This is a genomic window from Thermanaerothrix sp. (assembly GCA_026417795.1).
In the GTDB taxonomy this organism is placed as follows: Bacteria; Synergistota; Synergistia; order Synergistales; family Synergistaceae; genus Thermanaerovibrio.
In genome coordinates, this window is the sequence record JAOACP010000010.1 from 34944 (window position 1) to 49308 (window position 14365).

Annotated in this window: 17 protein-coding genes; 10 read left to right on the plus strand and 7 right to left on the minus strand. The window is 60.5% G+C overall.

Annotated elements, in window-relative coordinates:
* Window positions 1-91: 91 nt before the first annotated feature.
* Both N2315_03395 and N2315_03400 read left to right on the plus strand, forming a co-directional pair.
* Window positions 92-1081, plus strand: coding sequence for a TAXI family TRAP transporter solute-binding subunit (locus N2315_03395; protein ID MCX7828235.1), 990 nt, complete (start codon window positions 92-94; stop codon window positions 1079-1081).
* A gap of 96 nt (window positions 1082-1177) precedes the next feature.
* Window positions 1178-3094: a TRAP transporter permease gene (locus N2315_03400; protein MCX7828236.1), complete on the plus strand. Its 1917-nt coding sequence runs from the start codon at window positions 1178-1180 to the stop codon at window positions 3092-3094.
* Between the two features lie 98 nt (window positions 3095-3192).
* On the opposite strand, the gene N2315_03405 is transcribed toward N2315_03400, so the two are convergent.
* The 3 genes from N2315_03405 to N2315_03415 form a co-directional block, all read right to left on the minus strand.
* Complete coding sequence (locus tag N2315_03405) at window positions 3193-4014, minus strand: hypothetical protein (GenBank protein ID MCX7828237.1); 822 nt, start codon at window positions 4012-4014, stop codon at window positions 3193-3195.
* Between the two features lie 34 nt (window positions 4015-4048).
* Window positions 4049-4978, minus strand: coding sequence for a CsgG/HfaB family protein (locus N2315_03410; GenBank protein ID MCX7828238.1), 930 nt, complete (start codon window positions 4976-4978; stop codon window positions 4049-4051).
* 315 nt (window positions 4979-5293) lie between these two features.
* Window positions 5294-5467 carry a 4Fe-4S binding protein gene (locus N2315_03415; protein ID MCX7828239.1) on the minus strand — a complete coding sequence of 58 codons (174 nt, stop codon included), beginning with the start codon at window positions 5465-5467 and terminating at the stop codon, window positions 5294-5296.
* 323 nt (window positions 5468-5790) lie between these two features.
* Here N2315_03415 and N2315_03420 point away from each other — a divergent pair, with 323 nt between their 5' ends.
* The 3 genes from N2315_03420 (at window position 5791) to N2315_03430 (ending at window position 9120) form a co-directional block, all read left to right on the plus strand.
* Entirely contained in the window at window positions 5791-6699 is a 909-nt protein-coding gene (locus tag N2315_03420; protein ID MCX7828240.1) for a bifunctional enoyl-CoA hydratase/phosphate acetyltransferase, read from the plus strand.
* 68 nt (window positions 6700-6767) lie between these two features.
* Window positions 6768-8546: an indolepyruvate ferredoxin oxidoreductase subunit alpha gene (gene iorA / locus N2315_03425; protein MCX7828241.1), complete on the plus strand. Its 1779-nt coding sequence runs from the start codon at window positions 6768-6770 to the stop codon at window positions 8544-8546.
* Entirely contained in the window at window positions 8539-9120 is a 582-nt protein-coding gene (locus N2315_03430) for an indolepyruvate oxidoreductase subunit beta (protein MCX7828242.1), read from the plus strand. The genes iorA and N2315_03430 overlap by 8 nt, the downstream gene beginning before the upstream one ends.
* A gap of 141 nt (window positions 9121-9261) precedes the next feature.
* On the opposite strand, the gene N2315_03435 is transcribed toward N2315_03430, so the two are convergent.
* From N2315_03435 to N2315_03450, 4 genes are all read right to left on the minus strand, one after another.
* Complete coding sequence (locus tag N2315_03435) at window positions 9262-9405, minus strand: hypothetical protein (GenBank protein MCX7828243.1); 144 nt, start codon at window positions 9403-9405, stop codon at window positions 9262-9264.
* Between the two features lie 63 nt (window positions 9406-9468).
* Entirely contained in the window at window positions 9469-9801 is a 333-nt protein-coding gene (locus tag N2315_03440; protein ID MCX7828244.1) for a hypothetical protein, read from the minus strand.
* 81 nt (window positions 9802-9882) lie between these two features.
* Window positions 9883-11283 carry a sodium-dependent transporter gene (locus N2315_03445; protein MCX7828245.1) on the minus strand — a complete coding sequence of 467 codons (1401 nt, stop codon included), beginning with the start codon at window positions 11281-11283 and terminating at the stop codon, window positions 9883-9885.
* Window positions 11284-11473: 190 nt separating this feature from the next.
* Window positions 11474-12103 (minus strand): nitroreductase family protein, encoded by a 630-nt coding sequence (locus tag N2315_03450; protein ID MCX7828246.1) that lies wholly within the window; start codon window positions 12101-12103, stop codon window positions 11474-11476.
* A 119-nt stretch (window positions 12104-12222) separates the two neighbouring features.
* On the opposite strand from N2315_03450, the gene N2315_03455 reads away from it, so the two are divergent.
* The 5 genes from N2315_03455 to N2315_03475 all read left to right on the plus strand — a co-directional run bounded on the left by N2315_03455 (window position 12223) and on the right by N2315_03475 (window position 14359).
* Window positions 12223-12516, plus strand: coding sequence for a hypothetical protein (locus tag N2315_03455; GenBank protein ID MCX7828247.1), 294 nt, complete (start codon window positions 12223-12225; stop codon window positions 12514-12516).
* A 26-nt stretch (window positions 12517-12542) separates the two neighbouring features.
* Entirely contained in the window at window positions 12543-12818 is a 276-nt protein-coding gene (locus N2315_03460; protein ID MCX7828248.1) for a hypothetical protein, read from the plus strand.
* The gene (locus N2315_03465; GenBank protein MCX7828249.1) at window positions 12785-13021 is read left to right on the plus strand and encodes a hypothetical protein; all 237 of its coding nucleotides are present in this window, start codon (window positions 12785-12787) and stop codon (window positions 13019-13021) included. Before N2315_03460 ends, N2315_03465 begins: the two co-directional genes overlap by 34 nt.
* Window positions 13018-14028, plus strand: coding sequence for a hypothetical protein (locus tag N2315_03470; GenBank protein ID MCX7828250.1), 1011 nt, complete (start codon window positions 13018-13020; stop codon window positions 14026-14028). Before N2315_03465 ends, N2315_03470 begins: the two co-directional genes overlap by 4 nt.
* Window positions 14029-14155: 127 nt before the next feature.
* Window positions 14156-14359 (plus strand): cold-shock protein, encoded by a 204-nt coding sequence (locus tag N2315_03475; GenBank protein ID MCX7828251.1) that lies wholly within the window; start codon window positions 14156-14158, stop codon window positions 14357-14359.
* The last annotated feature ends 6 nt before the right edge of the window (window positions 14360-14365 follow it).

Genomic DNA, 14365 nt, shown 5'->3' on the forward strand with positions numbered 1-14365 from the left:
CGGAGGGGGTTTGACTATATCGGTTGGCTTGTGCATTATATTCTGCATAGGTTGCGGTGAAGCTCGAATACGTGAAAGGAGGGTTTTCATCATGAGGTACAGGTCTTTGGCTTTGGTCGTTTCTTTGTTGCTGGGATTGTGGGTTCCGTCCCAATCATTCGGGGCGGGGAAGTTCATCACCATAGTGACCGGCAGCACCGGCGGAACATACTACCCGGTGGGAACCATACTGGCCAACCACTTTAACCAGGCCTTGGGCGCCAAGGGGTACAAGTGGTCCGCCCAGAGCAGCGGCGGCACCGCGGAGAACCTGGAGATGCTGAGGAAGAAGGAGGCCGAGATGGCCATAGCCATGTCAAACCTCACGGGCTTCGCCTACACCGGGACGGTGCGCTACGAGGGCAAGCGCATCGAGAACGTGAGGTACGTGATGGGGCTTTGGCCCGACGTGACCCAGTTCGTGGTGAGGGCGGACTCCAAGATATCCACCTGGAAGGACATGAAGGGCAAGAAGATAGCGGTGGGTCCCGCCGCTTCCGGCACCGAGTTCTCAAGCCGGGTGTTGCTCAAGGCCCTTGGGGGGCTTGAGTTCAGCGACATAGTGCCCGAGAGGGTGGGCTACACCGAGGCCTCCCAGGCGCTCCAGAACGGACAGATTGACGGGTTTAACGCCGAGGCGGGGATCCCAACCGGGGCGGTGGCGGAGCTCCTGGCCAGCAGGACCAAGGTGAAGTTCCTGGAGTTCTCCGACGACGACATGCAGAAGCTACGCAAGGAGGCCCCCTTCTACTACAGGGTTGTGGTCCCGGCGAACACCTACCCCAAGCAGGACAAGCCCCTGATGTTGGCGGGGGTGAAGTCCGCCCTCATAGTTGACAAGAGCGTGCCGGACCAGGTGGTCTACGACATGCTGAAGGTCATCTACGACAACAAGGACAAGATGCAGAAGGAGCACGCCGCCTTCACCAAGATAGACTACGAAAAGCCGTTGGACGGCCTTTTCGGAGCTCCCCTGCACCCCGGAGCCGTGAAGTTCTTCATGGACAGGGGGATAAAGGTTCCTCCGAAGCTCCTTCCCTGATGATTTGTTCGCACCGGAGGTTTAAGAAGGTCCGGGGGATGTCCCCCGGACCTTTAAGATATTCGGTCTTTTTACAGGAAACGGAGGTAATCCATTTTGATTAAGCTGGCCAAGCTTTTATCTCCCTTTGAAAGCCTCCCGTTGAGGAGCTTTGATGGGCCCCTCGCCAAATGGACGGCCCTTTTCGCGGTGGCCATATCGCTGGTTCACTGTTGGATGAACACCGTGGGGGTCATGATGACCATAAAGATGAACGCCATACACCTGGGGACCCTTATGGCCCTCACGTTCATCCTCTGTCCCGCACTGCCTTCGTCTCCCATGAAGAGGCCCTCTGGGCCGGATCTTGTCATGGCGGCATTCTCCCTGTTCTCCGCGGGTTACATGATCATGAGGTATGACCATCTCCTGGCGCTCAACATGGAACCCTCCGGCATGGATCTTTGGATGGCCGCGGCGATAATGGTGGTTTTAACCGAGGCCAGCAGGAGGTCCGTGGGGATCCCTTTGACGCTGCTCAGCCTGTTCTTCCTGGGTTACACCCGTTTCGGGCCCTATTTCCCGGGGCTTTTCGCCCACCGGGGGTTCAACTGGGAGAGGATACTGGTCAGGATGGTCTTCACCGACGAGGGCATATACGGCACCACCCTCACGGTTTCAGCCACCTACGTCTTCATGTTCATCCTCTTCGGGTCGTTCCTTGCCGCCACCAGGACCAGCGAGTTCTTCAACGACCTTGCCATGGCCCTGGCGGGGAGGTACCGGGGCGGACCCGCTAAGGTGTCCGTCATAGCCTCCGCCCTTATGGGCACCATCTCCGGCAGCGCCCAGGCCAACGTGGCCACCACCGGAGCTTTCACCATACCGCTTATGAAGAAGATAGGTTACCCGGACTACTTCGCGGGAGCGGTGGAGGCCTCCGCCAGCACCGGCGGCATTCTCATGCCCCCCATAATGGGGGCATCGGCCTTCATAATGAGCTCCTTCCTGGGGATACCCTACGTCAAGATAATGGTGGCCGGTTTTGCCCCCGCCATACTGTACTTCCTTGGCATAATGTTCATGGTGGACCTCAAGGCCAAACGCCAGGGGATGAAGGGGCTGCCCGAGGACGAGGTGCCGCCCCTTTCCAAGACCATGAAGGAGAGGGGCCACATGATGATACCCTTGGCCTTCATAATGTACATGTTGGTGGCCGGTTACACCCCACTTTTCTCCGCCATGGCGGGGCTTGTGGCCATAATAGTGGTCTCCTCTTTAAGGCCCACCACCAGGATGAGCCTTAAGGACGCCTTGGGGGCCCTGGAGGATGGGGCCAAGAGCTCCGCCTCCGTGGCGGTGTCCTGCGCCATAGTGGGTTTTATCGTCGGGGCCGTTGGCATGACCGGTCTTGGGCAGGTCATAGCCATGAACATAATGCACCTCTCCGGCGGGATGCTTTGGGCGTCGCTTTTGCTTTGCATGATAGCGTCCATAGTGCTTGGGATGGGGCTTCCCTCCACCGCCTGCTACATAGTGGTGGCCACCATCGCCGCCCCGGCCCTTCAGGGGATGGGGGTTCCCCCATTGGCGGCCCACTTCTTCGCCTTCTACTACGGCACCCTATCGGGGGTTGTGCCGCCCGTGGCCCTCACGAGTTTCACCGCCGCGGGACTTTCGGGGGGGCGCCCTTCCAAGGTGGCCCTCATGGGGCTCTTCCTTGCCTCCTCGGGGCTCATACTCCCCTTCTTCTTCGTGTACAACCCGGTGCTCCTGCTGGTGGAGTTCTCCTGGCTTAATTTCCTGGAGGTGTTCGCCGTGGCCGCCATGGGCATACTGTTCCTTTCCTGCGCCTTCATAGGCACCGGCCTTTCCGATATGACCTGGTGGGAGAGGGTGTTGTTCCTGCTGTCCGGCGTGGTGTTGGTCTATCCAAAGGGGGCGGGGTTCAAGGTGGCCCTTGTGGCGGTGGCGGTTACCGCTTCCCTGCACTGGCTGCTTACGGTCAAGAGGAGGTCTTTCCAAGTCTCATGAGGGCTTAGGGGCTTTGACGTGCCGGTTGCTGCCTAAAAATCCAGGGGGCCCCGCGGGGCCCCCTGGATTCGAAGTCCCATTCTTGAGACGTGGTTCTTTCACTGGAAGGTGGCCACCACCACCCCTCCCTGGGAGGCCGCGGACTTTATCCCCGGTACGGCCTTTACGGCGGAGGCGAGATCCCCCAAGGCGCCGCCGAAGCTTACGGATATGGAGGCCCTGCCGCCCCCGTAGGAGGTCACCGCCGCCTCGGACGTGGCGGGGTGCTTCTGGATGGACTCCAACACGGCGTTAACCGCCTGGAAGTCGCTCACGTTCATCAGCTGCACCACCACCTTGTGGTATGCTGACGGAGCCTTTGAACCGTGGATGGTCTGTCCTTGGCCGGAGATCAGCTTTCTTGCCAGGTCCTGGGCCGCCGCCTCCACCGCCTTCTGGGAGGCCTCGTCAGGGGTTCCACCCAGCTGCTTGGAGCTGCTCATCTCGCTCAGCAGGTACTTGCCGTCCTGGGTTGAGTAGCCCTGAAGGGTCACCGTGGCGGTGGCGGTGTACGTGCCGAAGTCGTTCTTCACCGCCTCGGCCAAGGTGGCCTTCCCCACCAGGAATATCCTAACGTCGTAGACCTTCCCCAGCTCCCTTATGGCCTTCGCGTTGCCGGTCATGAGAAGCTCCGAACGCTTATCCCGTTTTATCCTTTCCACCTGGGCGGCGTTCACCACCGGGTAACCGTTCTCTATGAGGGCCTTTGTTATCACCGTGGAGGAGGTGTCCACCGCCAGGTTCTCCCGGAAAAGCCCGCTGGCCTCCTCGAATATCACCACCGCTATGCGCTTGTGCTGGGGCAGCATGGCTCCGAAGGCCAAGGACGCGCCAAAGAGGCAAGCCAGGGCCGCGATGCCGAAGGATTTCAAAGCTTTCAATCGGAACACCCCCTTGCGGGTAAGATGTCGTAGCCTACCTTATGCCGATCTTGAAGCTCTCCACGTCCCCCCAGTAGGGTATGACCTTGTCGCCTCGGCGGACGTCGACGCCCTTTATGAGGTTGCCCTTGGAGTAGCTGGGGTTCACCTCGGTTATCTGGATGAGCCCCAGGGGTATCTTCTCCACGTCCAATATCTCCCCCTTAAGTCCCAGCACCGGGCTTCCCTCGGCGTAGACCATGAAGATCTGCCCCGGCTGCACACCACCGTTGTTCATCCCAGCGTCTATGGTGACCACCTTGGCCATCTCGGAGAGCACGTTGTAGGGCTTGACCTTGATGGCGGAGCCCGCCTTGGCCTTTATCTGGTCCACCACCTTGGTTACCGCCTTGTAAGTGGCCTGCCCCAGGAGGCCTCCCGCCTTGCCGGTGCCGAACACCGCGGAGTCGTAGGCCAGCCCCCCCTGGGTTTGGTTGGCCGCCCCCTCGGATTTGGCGGTTAGGACTATCTCCCCGGTGGCGGCGTTGATGAGCCTCACGTCCAAGGTAACGTAGGCGGTCTCGGAGCCCACCGCCACCCCGCTGAACCCTGCAAAGGGGAGGGGTATCACGCCGCCGGAGGCCTCGTACTTATACTGGGTCACGGAGCCGGTTATTAGGTAGTCCGCCCCGAGCATCTTGCCCATCTGCACCGCCGCGGTGGGGTCCATGAGCCCTTGGGCGGACATGCGCTGCTCCGCCGCCACCTGGTCGAGCCTTGAACGCTCCACCACCGAGAAGAGGCCGGTGTTGAAGAGCTCCGTGGTCATCATGTCCGCTATGGCCCCCGCGGGGGCTCCGGCGCCGGAGTTGTCCTGAAAGCTCAGCACCGCCACCCGGGTCTTGGCCTGGGCGGCCGGGACCAGGGTGAGGATGACCCCTAACGCCAACAACGCGCGGCTGAACTTGCTTCCCCAATTCGGCATGGGCACCACCTCCAATTTTTATTCCAAATTATAACATTTTACTAATGATTTTGCGCTGGGTGCCCCGGTCGATTTTTATGGGTTTGCCGCACCCCCGCCGCTCCTTTGAGCCCTTTAGGCGGGGGGATTACCTTTCCCGTGGCTCGTAGCTTTTTATAGCAGGGGGTTGGGGATCTTAACCGGCGCAGCGCCAAGTGGGGCGGTTTGGAAGGCAGCCGAAGGGTTGCCCCGATTTAGCGGGATAAAGCGCAAGGGATTAAAAATTAAAAAAAGACGGGAGACCCCTTGGGGTCCCCCGCGGCGGTGCTTACCGACCTACTGGGAGATGGCGCTCACCGGGCAGGTGGCCACGCAGGCGCCGCACTCCACGCAGCTGTCGGGGTTGACCTCCGCCTTGCCGTCCACCATGGAGATGGCGGAGGTGGGGCACACGCCCACGCAAGCTTCGCAACCCACGCAGGTATCCTTGTCCACTACAGCCTTGGCCATTTTCGCTCCTCCTCTTCGCTGGGATGGGCTTCCATGAAGCCGTTACCAATTTTAACCGTTGAACCGCCATGCCACAACCGTTGAGGGTGCGGAAAACGGGTTCCCGGAGTGCGCTTCTAATATATAGCTTCAAAAAGAATAAAAACATAAAAGCGATAAAGGATGACCAGAAAAAGCTGTTTTTTTATCCAGCCGCCAGATGTCAGGCCTGGACAAGGGCCCCTTGGGGTATTAATCTTGGGTTTGTGGTGCGGTGCAGAACTTTTGTGTTATTTGGGTTATTGGCTTATTTGCGGCATCTCACATGACTGGGGGGTAGGCTCATGCTTCGAAGCTACGACGAGGTGCTTAAGAGGGTGTCCGAGGGCAGTCCGGTGACATTGGCGGTGGCGGCGGCGGAGGACCGGGAGGTTTTGGAGTGCGTGGCCATGGCCAAGGGGATGGGGCTTTGCGACGCCCTCTTGGTGGGGGACCCGGAGCGCATAGCGCCGCTGGCGGAGGAGGTGGGGCTCAAGGACTTTGAGGTCATCCCGGATCCGGACCCTGTGTCCGCGGCGCTGACCGCCTCGGATGCGGTAAGAAACCGCAGGGCCCAGGTGCTGATGAAGGGGCTTGTAAACACCAGCGACTTCATGCGGGGGGTTTTAAACCCCGATAAGGGCCTTAGGACCGGAAACCTCATAAGCCACCTGTCGGTGTTCCAGATACCAGGCGAGGAGAGGCTGGTGTTCCACTCCGACGGGGGTATAAACATAGCCCCCGACCTGGAGGCCAAGAGGGGGATACTTCGGAACGCCCTTGGGGCCTTGAGGGCCCTTGGGTACCAGCGGCCCAACGTGGCGCTCCTGGCGGCGAACGAGCAGGTGAACCCCAAGATGCAGGCCACGGTGGACGCCGCGGCGCTGGTGGAGGAGTGGAAGTCCGGGGCCTTTGGGGACTGCGTGGTGGAGGGGCCCATAGCCTTGGACGTGGCGGTGTCCCCTGAGGCCGCAAGGCACAAGGGCATAGACAGCAAGATAACCGGCCAGGTGGACCTGTTCCTCATGCCCAACATAGAGGCGGGCAACGTGGCGGGGAAGAGCCTCATCTACTACGCCAATGCCCAGATGGCGGGGCTTGTCCTTGGGGCCGCGTCCCCCATAGTGCTGACCTCCCGGTCCGAGACCGCAAGGGGGAAGCTTTACTCCATAGCCCTGGCCTGTCTGGTGTCCCAGGGAAGCGGAAGTCTCTAGGTTTCATGCCCCTATGCTTGGGGGCTTAGGCTGAGGAAGGAACAAAAAGACAGAAGGAGGGGAAGGTCTTGGCCAAAAAGGCGATACTGACGGGGAACGAGGCCATAGCCCGGGGGGCCTGGGAGGCGGGGCTTCACGTGGCGGCCGCGTATCCTGGGACCCCCAGCACGGAGATACTGGAGAACCTGTCCCAGTACAAGGATGTCTACTCCGAGTGGTCTCCAAACGAGAAGGTGGCCCTGGAGGTGGCCAGCGGTGCGTCCCTGGGAGGGGCCAGGGCCCTGGCGGCCATGAAGCACGTTGGGGTGAACGTGGCGGCGGATCCGTTCTTCACCATGGCCTACATAGGGGTGAACGGCGGTTTGGTGCTCATCTCCGCCGACGACCCGGGGCTTTTCAGCTCCCAGAACGAGCAGGACAACCGATGGTACGCCCCCCACGCCAAGGTGCCCATGCTGGAGCCATCGGACAGCCAGGAGTGCAAGGACTTCATAAAGGCCGCCTTCGAGATATCCGAGCGGTTTGACACCCCGGTTCTCTTCCGGGTCACCACCCGGGTGTGTCACAGCAAGGGGGTTGTGGAGCTTGCGGATAGGGAGGAGCGGCCCATAAGGGAGTACCAGCGGGACATAAGGAAGACGTTGATGGCCCCCTCCTCCGCCAAGGCCAGGCACTACGTGGTGGAGGAGCGGCTAAAGGCCTTGCGGGACTTCTCCAACCGCTGTCCATACAACCGCATAGAGTGGGGGACCCACCGGGAGGTTGGGGTGATAGCCAGCGGCATAGGCTATCAGCACGCGAGGGAGGTCTTCGGCGAAAGGGCCAGCTACCTTAAGATAGGTTTCTCCTATCCCCTGCCGGACGAGATGATAAGGGCCTTCGCCAAGTGCGTGGATAGGATATACGTGGTGGAGGAGAACGAGCCCTACATAGAGGGCTTCGTTAAGCAGCTTGGGATCCAGTGCGTGGGGAGGGAGCTTTTGCCCTCCGTGGACGAGCTGTCCCCAGCGGTGGTGCGCCGGGCCTTCGTGTCCTCCGAGCCCCCGGCTGTTACCGCCCCGGACTGCGAGATACCGGGACGCCCGCCGGTGCTTTGCGCCGGCTGTCCCCACCGGGGCATCTTCTACGCCATGAGCCGGGTGAAGGACAAGGTGGTGACCAGCGACATAGGCTGCTACACCCTTGGGGCCATGGAGCCCCTCAACGTGGGGGACACGGTGATATGCATGGGGGCTTCGGTCTCGGCGGGGGTTGGGTTCCAGAAGGTGCAGCAGCTGGCTGGGCGGAAGGGCAAGGTGTTCGGGGTCATCGGGGACTCCACCTTCTTCCACTCGGGCATCACGGGGCTCATAGACTCGGTGTACAACAAGGTGCCCCTGGCGCTGGTGATAGTGGACAACCGGATAACCGCCATGACGGGGCATCAGGAGAACCCGGGCACCGGCCGCACCTTGATGGGGGAGGAGACCGTGTCCTTGGACATAGAGGCCCTGTGCGTGGCCTGCGGGGTGAAGAGGGAGAACCTGGTGGTGGTGGACCCCTACGACTACAAGGCCTGCGAGGGGGCGGTGAAGGCGGCGGAGGCCTCTGAGGAGCCCTTCGTGATAATAACCCGCCGTCCATGCGCCCTCGTAAAGGACGTGCAGAGGGCCCGGGCGGGGGTGCACTGCGTGGTGGACCAGTCCAAGTGCGTCAAGTGCAAGTCCTGTTTGAGGCCCGGATGCCCCGCCATAGCCATGAAGGACGGGATCATAACCATAGACGTGGCCCAGTGCAACGGGTGCGGCCTTTGCATGCAGCTATGCCCCAAGGGGGCCATCTCGAGGGAGGGCGAGGTCAATGAGTAGTAACTCCACCAAGAGCATTCTCCTGGTCGGCGTGGGCGGGCAGGGTACCATACTGGCCTCCAAGGTCCTCTCCGAGGGCCTCATGCGGATGGGGTACGACGTTAAGATGTCGGAGATCCACGGCATGTCCCAGCGGGGCGGCAGCGTCACCACCCACGTCCGCTACGGCTCCAAGGTGTACTCTCCGGTCATATCCGAGGGTGAGGCGGACATACTGGTGGCCTTTGAGAAGCTTGAGGCCGCCAGGTGGCTTACGTATCTTAAGGACGGCGGGGCGCTGGTGGTGAACGACTACGAGATATACCCGGTGCCGGTCCTTTTGGGGCAGGCCAGGTACCCCGAGGACCTGAACGGCATGTTCCGCCGGAAGGTTAAGGACGTCAAGATATTCGACGCCGGAAAGGTGGCCCAGGACCTCGGAAACGTGAAGGCCCAGAACGTGGTGCTCCTTGGGGCGCTCATAAAGGCCATGGGGCTTGACTCCATAAACTGGGAGGAGGTCCTGGCGGAGGTGGTGCCCCCCAGGTTCCTGGAGCTTAACGTCAAGGCCCTAAGGGCGGGCATGGAGCTTTAATGGCCCCCTTTTGGGGTATTGGGGTGGCCTTTGGCGTGGCAGCCGGGGCGCTGGAAAGGTGAAAGAACATGGCGGGCGGGGATAGAACCCCGCCCGCTTCTCTTCCGGTATGAGGATGGAGTTAACGTTCCGCGTCGCCTTTTAGCACCGGTTCATGAGGTCCTGTACGGTGACCATGCTGCGCCTTAGGGAAGAAGCCCGATCCCCGTCGAAGAGCATCTCAAGCCTTTCCCCCTTGAGGCTCATGACGTAGACCATTCCGAGTATCCTTCTTATGAGCGCCAAACCCAACACCTCCCTTGGATGTCGGGTTCATGGTAACTCGCAGTAACCCAAAAGTCAAGTGAGTTATCCTATTGAATTCAACACCTTGCCCTTTGGCTCCTTGGGCCTGTGGGCCTCCAGGAAGGGCAGTGGGCTTTCCTTCACCTGCCTGAGCACCTCCTTTGGGTCCCCGCCGGACGTTGGCGCTGGACTCTCCTGGTCTGTCTTGGGGCTAGGGGGTGGGCCGTCGTCCTCTTGGCGCTGTGGGCGGTGGCCGTGGTTCCCCTTTCGCTCTTCTTCCTCCAAAAGGTCCTCCCATCGGCGTTTAAGTTTGCCCGGCGCTCCCTTGGGATTTCTCTTGGGGCGGATGGGCTCCACGGGATTGACTCCCGTTAGGGGATCAACCTTGCGATCCATTCCGCATCACCTCCGAAGGGTCCTAGGTGTTTATCGGACCTTCGGAGGCGATCTCATCGGGACCTTGGAATCATATTTAAGTTAAAGTTTTATGACTCCAGCGGTGTTGAGGAAGACCAGAAGCAGCAGCGCTGGGGTTATGTAGCGTATTACGAACAGGTAGCACCTTATGAGAAACCGGTTATGCAGGGTTCCGTTGTTCGACAGTTCCTCCTCCACCACCTGGGGTTTGAGGAAGTAGCCCACGAAGAGGGCGGTAAGGAGTCCTCCGATGGGCATGAGTATGTTGCTGGACAGGTGGTCGTATAGGTCGAAGAAGCTCCTGCCCAGCACCTTGACGTGTCCTAAGTAGCCGGTGCTGTCCGCCGAAAGGGTGGCGGTGGCCCCCACCAGGGCTATGATAAGGCAGTTGAGGAGCGCCGCCTTGGGCCTTTTTAAGCCCAGCTCCTCCACCATGAAGGCTATGGGCACCTCGATGATGGACAGCATGGCGGTGGTGGCGGCGAAGCAGGTGAGCAGGAAGAAGCAGGCCAGCAGCAGGCTTCCCATTGGTATCTGGCTGAACACCAGCGGTATGGTCATGAAGAGCAGCCCCGGCCCTGCGGAGGGCTCCATGTGGAAGCTGAAGACCGTGGGGAATATGGCAAGCCCCGCCAGCATGGACACCAGGGTGTCCGAGGCCGCCACCCTCACGGCGGTGTTGAGCATCCGGTTGTCCTGGGTGAAGTAGGATCCGTAGGTTATCATGGTGCTCATCCCGAGGGACAGCTTGAAGAAAGCAAGCCCCAGGGCGGAGAGGATCACCGAGGCGGTGACCTTGGAGAAGTCCACCTTGAAGAGGAATGAAACCCCCTCCTTGGCTCCCGGAAGGGTGAGGGCCCTTATGTCACACATTATTATGAGGACGAACAAAAGTGGCATGAGGGTCTTGGTTATCCGCTCTATGCCGCTTCTCACTCCCATGGATATGGCGGTACCCACCAGCCCCAACACTACCCACTGCCAGAGCAGGGGGGACACGGCGCCCTTCATGTCCGACGCGCCGGCTCCCACCACGCTCTTGAACAGGGGCTCCACCTGGTCCTTGGTGATCCCCGCCAGCTGCCCCGTGGCGGCCTTGAAGAAGTAGAAGTAGACCCATCCCGCCACGTCGGTGTAGAAGAACATTATGAGGTAAGCCGACAGAACCCCCATGATCCCGACGAACCTCCATGGGGTGCTTGGGTTTCCCGTAACGTTCCGGAAGGACCCCACCGCGTTGCTCCTGCCCCGGCGGCCTATGATGAACTCCCCGGCCATCACCGGTATGCCCACCAGGGCTATGCATATGAAGTAGATCACCAGAAACGCCCCGCCTCCGTTAGCCCCGGTGAGGTACGGGAACTTCCATATGTTCCCAAGGCCCACCGCGGACCCCAACGTGGCGAAGAACACCGCAAGGCCAGAGGAAAACCCCTCCCTCTTGTTTACAGCGTCGGACAAAAACACCAACTCCCTTCCAGTTTTCGTTTCCCCAGCGGGGGATTCGTATATATTTAGTTCCCTTGGGAGTTGAGTCAATAGAAGGAAATCGTTTTTGAATCTTAAGAAAAAAATATCAGCGGCATGACTTTTTTAGCCATGCCGCCGGTTAAGCTGAACCGTCATTCAATGGGCCCTAGGCGCTGAGAACTCAGAAACTCTCCCGGTGAACGAACTCCCCAAGGGGTCTTCTCATTCCCCTGGGCAGCAGGGTCACCCCTTCCTTGAGGTAGCCCACCGCTATGAGCATGGGTATCACAAATCTGTCCGGTATGCCGAAGGCCTCCTTCACCTTGGCCTCGTCGAACCCGTCCATGGGGTGGGTGCAAAGCCCGTGCCCCATGGCGGAGATCATCACGCTCATGGCGAAGAGCGAGGCGTTCTTCATGGCGAAGAGCCTGCGCCTTTCGGAGTCCGGCTCCCCGTATAGCTTGAACGGCATGGGCCTCATCTTCGCCGCGTCCTCTTCCTTCATGTAGCCCAGGCGCACCATGCTCTCCAGCACCGGGTCTATGTGGTTCTCCACCGCCATCGGGTCTGCCGCCACTATAAGCACCGCCGAGGCCTCTTCCACCTTGGGCTGGTTGAAGGCGCACTCCCGAAGCCTGCGCTTGTTCTCCCGGTCCCTTACCAATACCACCTCCCAGGGCTGGAGGTTGAATGACGAGGGCGAGAGGTTGGCCTCCTCCAGCACCGCCTCTAGCACCCCTTCGGGTATCTCCCCTTGGGGGTCGAAGAAGTTTATGGACCTCCTCTGTCTTATTGCCTCCGAGACGTTCACGGCATACCGCTCCTTTCTGCTGGGAATTTCAATAATTATATCAGTTTTTGCTTGCCGCCATGCTTCGGCGCAATCTGGTTATATAATTGAAGGCACACAGACGTTCGGAGGTGAGGCGGATGGAGGAGGATCTGAAGGAGATACTGCGTCGCTTGGATGCCATCGAGCAGAAGGTTGGGGGGGATTTGTTGGAGGATAGGGCGGGGGAGGAGCGGATACGAAGATACCTTGAGGGCCTCAAGGACCGGATAGTGGAGGGCATATCCAAGGGGGCCGGAGCCGTGGCGGAGCCCGCCTCGGAGGCCTTGAACCGCGCCAAGGTGATGGTGGGGGAGTCCCCCCTTGCGGTGGCGGCCCTGGCCTTTGGAGCGGGGCTTCTCCTGGGGGCCCTTGTGAGGCACCGGCAGGACTAAGGGCGGGAAGGCGCTTCCTTAAGACGATGGAGACCCTGGCGAAGCTGTTTTTGAGCGCCCTTGAGACCCTGGAGGCGGAGATGCGGCTCCTTAGGGCCCTTTGGGCCCGGTGGGCGGCGGGGGTTATGCTGGGTATCGTGCTCCTTGGGCTGGGGGCGGGCTTCGTCGCCTACGGGGGGGCCCTTTGGGCCTCCCCTTACCTGGGTCGCCCGGGAGCCTTTGCCATTGCGGGGGCGGCCCTTTGGGGCTTGGGGGCGGGGTGTTTCAAATGGGCTTTGGGGCCTCGGAAGAAAGGGAGCTGACCGCTTCCCGGGAGAGGCTGCTCGCCCTCTCCAGGGATGTGGACCGGTGGCTTTCGAAGAACGCTCCCGCCCTAGCGGCGGGGGCCTTCGGTGCGGGGTTTGTGCTGGGGATCACTGGTCCCCGCAGGCTTTTGGTTAAGATCTTCCTCAGGGTGGCCCCTTTGGCCATGGCCTTGTGGAGCCCGGGAGGTGAAGACCCATGAAGTTCTTCGTTGGGCTTAAGCGTTATGTGGCGCCCTTTGCCTCAGCGGCTTTGTGTACGATCCTTTTAGCCCTTCCGGCCGCGTCCGGCGAGATGCCGGACCCAATGAACGGCCGGTACCAGCTTCCAGGGGGCCTGGCGGTGAGACTCTTGGATGGTAAGTGCGTATCAGGAGACCTCAAGGTCCAGCTGGTGGACGCAAGGCCCTTGGACCCCTTGGGGCTTGGCTGGGCGGCGCTGCTCAAGGTGGCGTCTGGGGATCATACCGAGTGGTTCATAGCCTCCACGGGGGACGCCCCCTTTGAGCCCATGCCCCTGGAGGACCGCCATTGGATCAAGCTCTCGGCCAGCGGAGTGCCCTATCTTCCAAGGGTCGTCCATGTGCTGAACCTGGACGGGACGGAGTTGAGGTTCAGGGTTGAGAAGGGCCGGCTGGTGCCCTTGTCGGATGACTGGGAGATGCCGGTCGTAAAGAAGCCCGTCATATACCTCTATCCCCCCGTAAAGACCTTTGTGGTTTTGGAGCCCAAACCCAAGGGAGAGGTGGTGGAGTGCGACCCCCCGCTGGGGCCCTGGCGGGTGTACGCCTCCCCCGACGGTTCCCTTTCCACCGGCGGCCACAGCCTTTACTACGAGTGTTCCCTTCGTGATGCGGTGCGCACCGAGAGCGCGGGATGGGTGGTGCGCGCCAACGGCCTGGAGGGCGGTCTTAGACGCGTTGGGTCCGCCTTGGGCCTTGAGGGGCGGGAGCTGGATGAGTTCGTCGCCTACTGGACGCCTACCCTGAGACAGAAGGGGGTTGACGTGGCGGCAAGGCCCTTCGATCCTGTGTTCCTAAGGGAAAACATGCCCCTTGAGGTCAACCCATCGCCGGAAACCGAGATAAGGGCCCTGGTGGCCTTCAGCCCCTGGGATGGTGGGGTCCTTGATGAGCCTAAGGTGAAGGTCCCCGCCAGGAGGGGCTTTACCCTGGTGGAATGGGGAGGGGTGTGGCTTCCAGAGCCGTAGCGGTTAAAAAAATTAATTTAAATTCCCCGGTTGACAAAATTTTTAGAAGATCTATAATGTCACTGTCGCCCAGGACGGGCGGCGCAACCGTCCTTCTCTAGAAAGGACTAAATTCAGGAGGCAACAAGTGGCTACTCAGGGTACTGTTAAGTGGTTCAACGCGACGAAGGGTTATGGCTTCATCACCACCGACGAGGGTAGGGATGTTTTCTGTCATTTCAGCGCCATCAAGATGGATGGCTACAAGTCCCTCGAGGAGGGGCAGCGGGTCTCCCTTGATGTGGAGATGGGCCCCAAGGGCGAGCAGGCTGCCAACGTGGTGAAGCTCTAAATAAAA

Coding starts and splice junctions, on each gene's coding strand:
- N2315_03455 (MCX7828247.1), top strand. CDS start 12,223: ATGGAGGAGGATCTGAAGGAGATACTGCGTCGCTTGGATGCCATCGAG.
- N2315_03440 (MCX7828244.1), bottom strand. CDS start 9,801: ATGGATCGCAAGGTTGATCCCCTAACGGGAGTCAATCCCGTGGAGCCC.
- N2315_03465 (MCX7828249.1), top strand. CDS start 12,785: ATGGGCTTTGGGGCCTCGGAAGAAAGGGAGCTGACCGCTTCCCGGGAG.
- N2315_03470 (MCX7828250.1), top strand. CDS start 13,018: ATGAAGTTCTTCGTTGGGCTTAAGCGTTATGTGGCGCCCTTTGCCTCA.
- N2315_03410 (MCX7828238.1), bottom strand. CDS start 4,978: ATGCCGAATTGGGGAAGCAAGTTCAGCCGCGCGTTGTTGGCGTTAGGG.
- N2315_03420 (MCX7828240.1), top strand. CDS start 5,791: ATGCTTCGAAGCTACGACGAGGTGCTTAAGAGGGTGTCCGAGGGCAGT.
- N2315_03415 (MCX7828239.1), bottom strand. CDS start 5,467: ATGGCCAAGGCTGTAGTGGACAAGGATACCTGCGTGGGTTGCGAAGCT.
- N2315_03430 (MCX7828242.1), top strand. CDS start 8,539: ATGAGTAGTAACTCCACCAAGAGCATTCTCCTGGTCGGCGTGGGCGGG.
- N2315_03460 (MCX7828248.1), top strand. CDS start 12,543: ATGGAGACCCTGGCGAAGCTGTTTTTGAGCGCCCTTGAGACCCTGGAG.
- N2315_03395 (MCX7828235.1), top strand. CDS start 92: ATGAGGTACAGGTCTTTGGCTTTGGTCGTTTCTTTGTTGCTGGGATTG.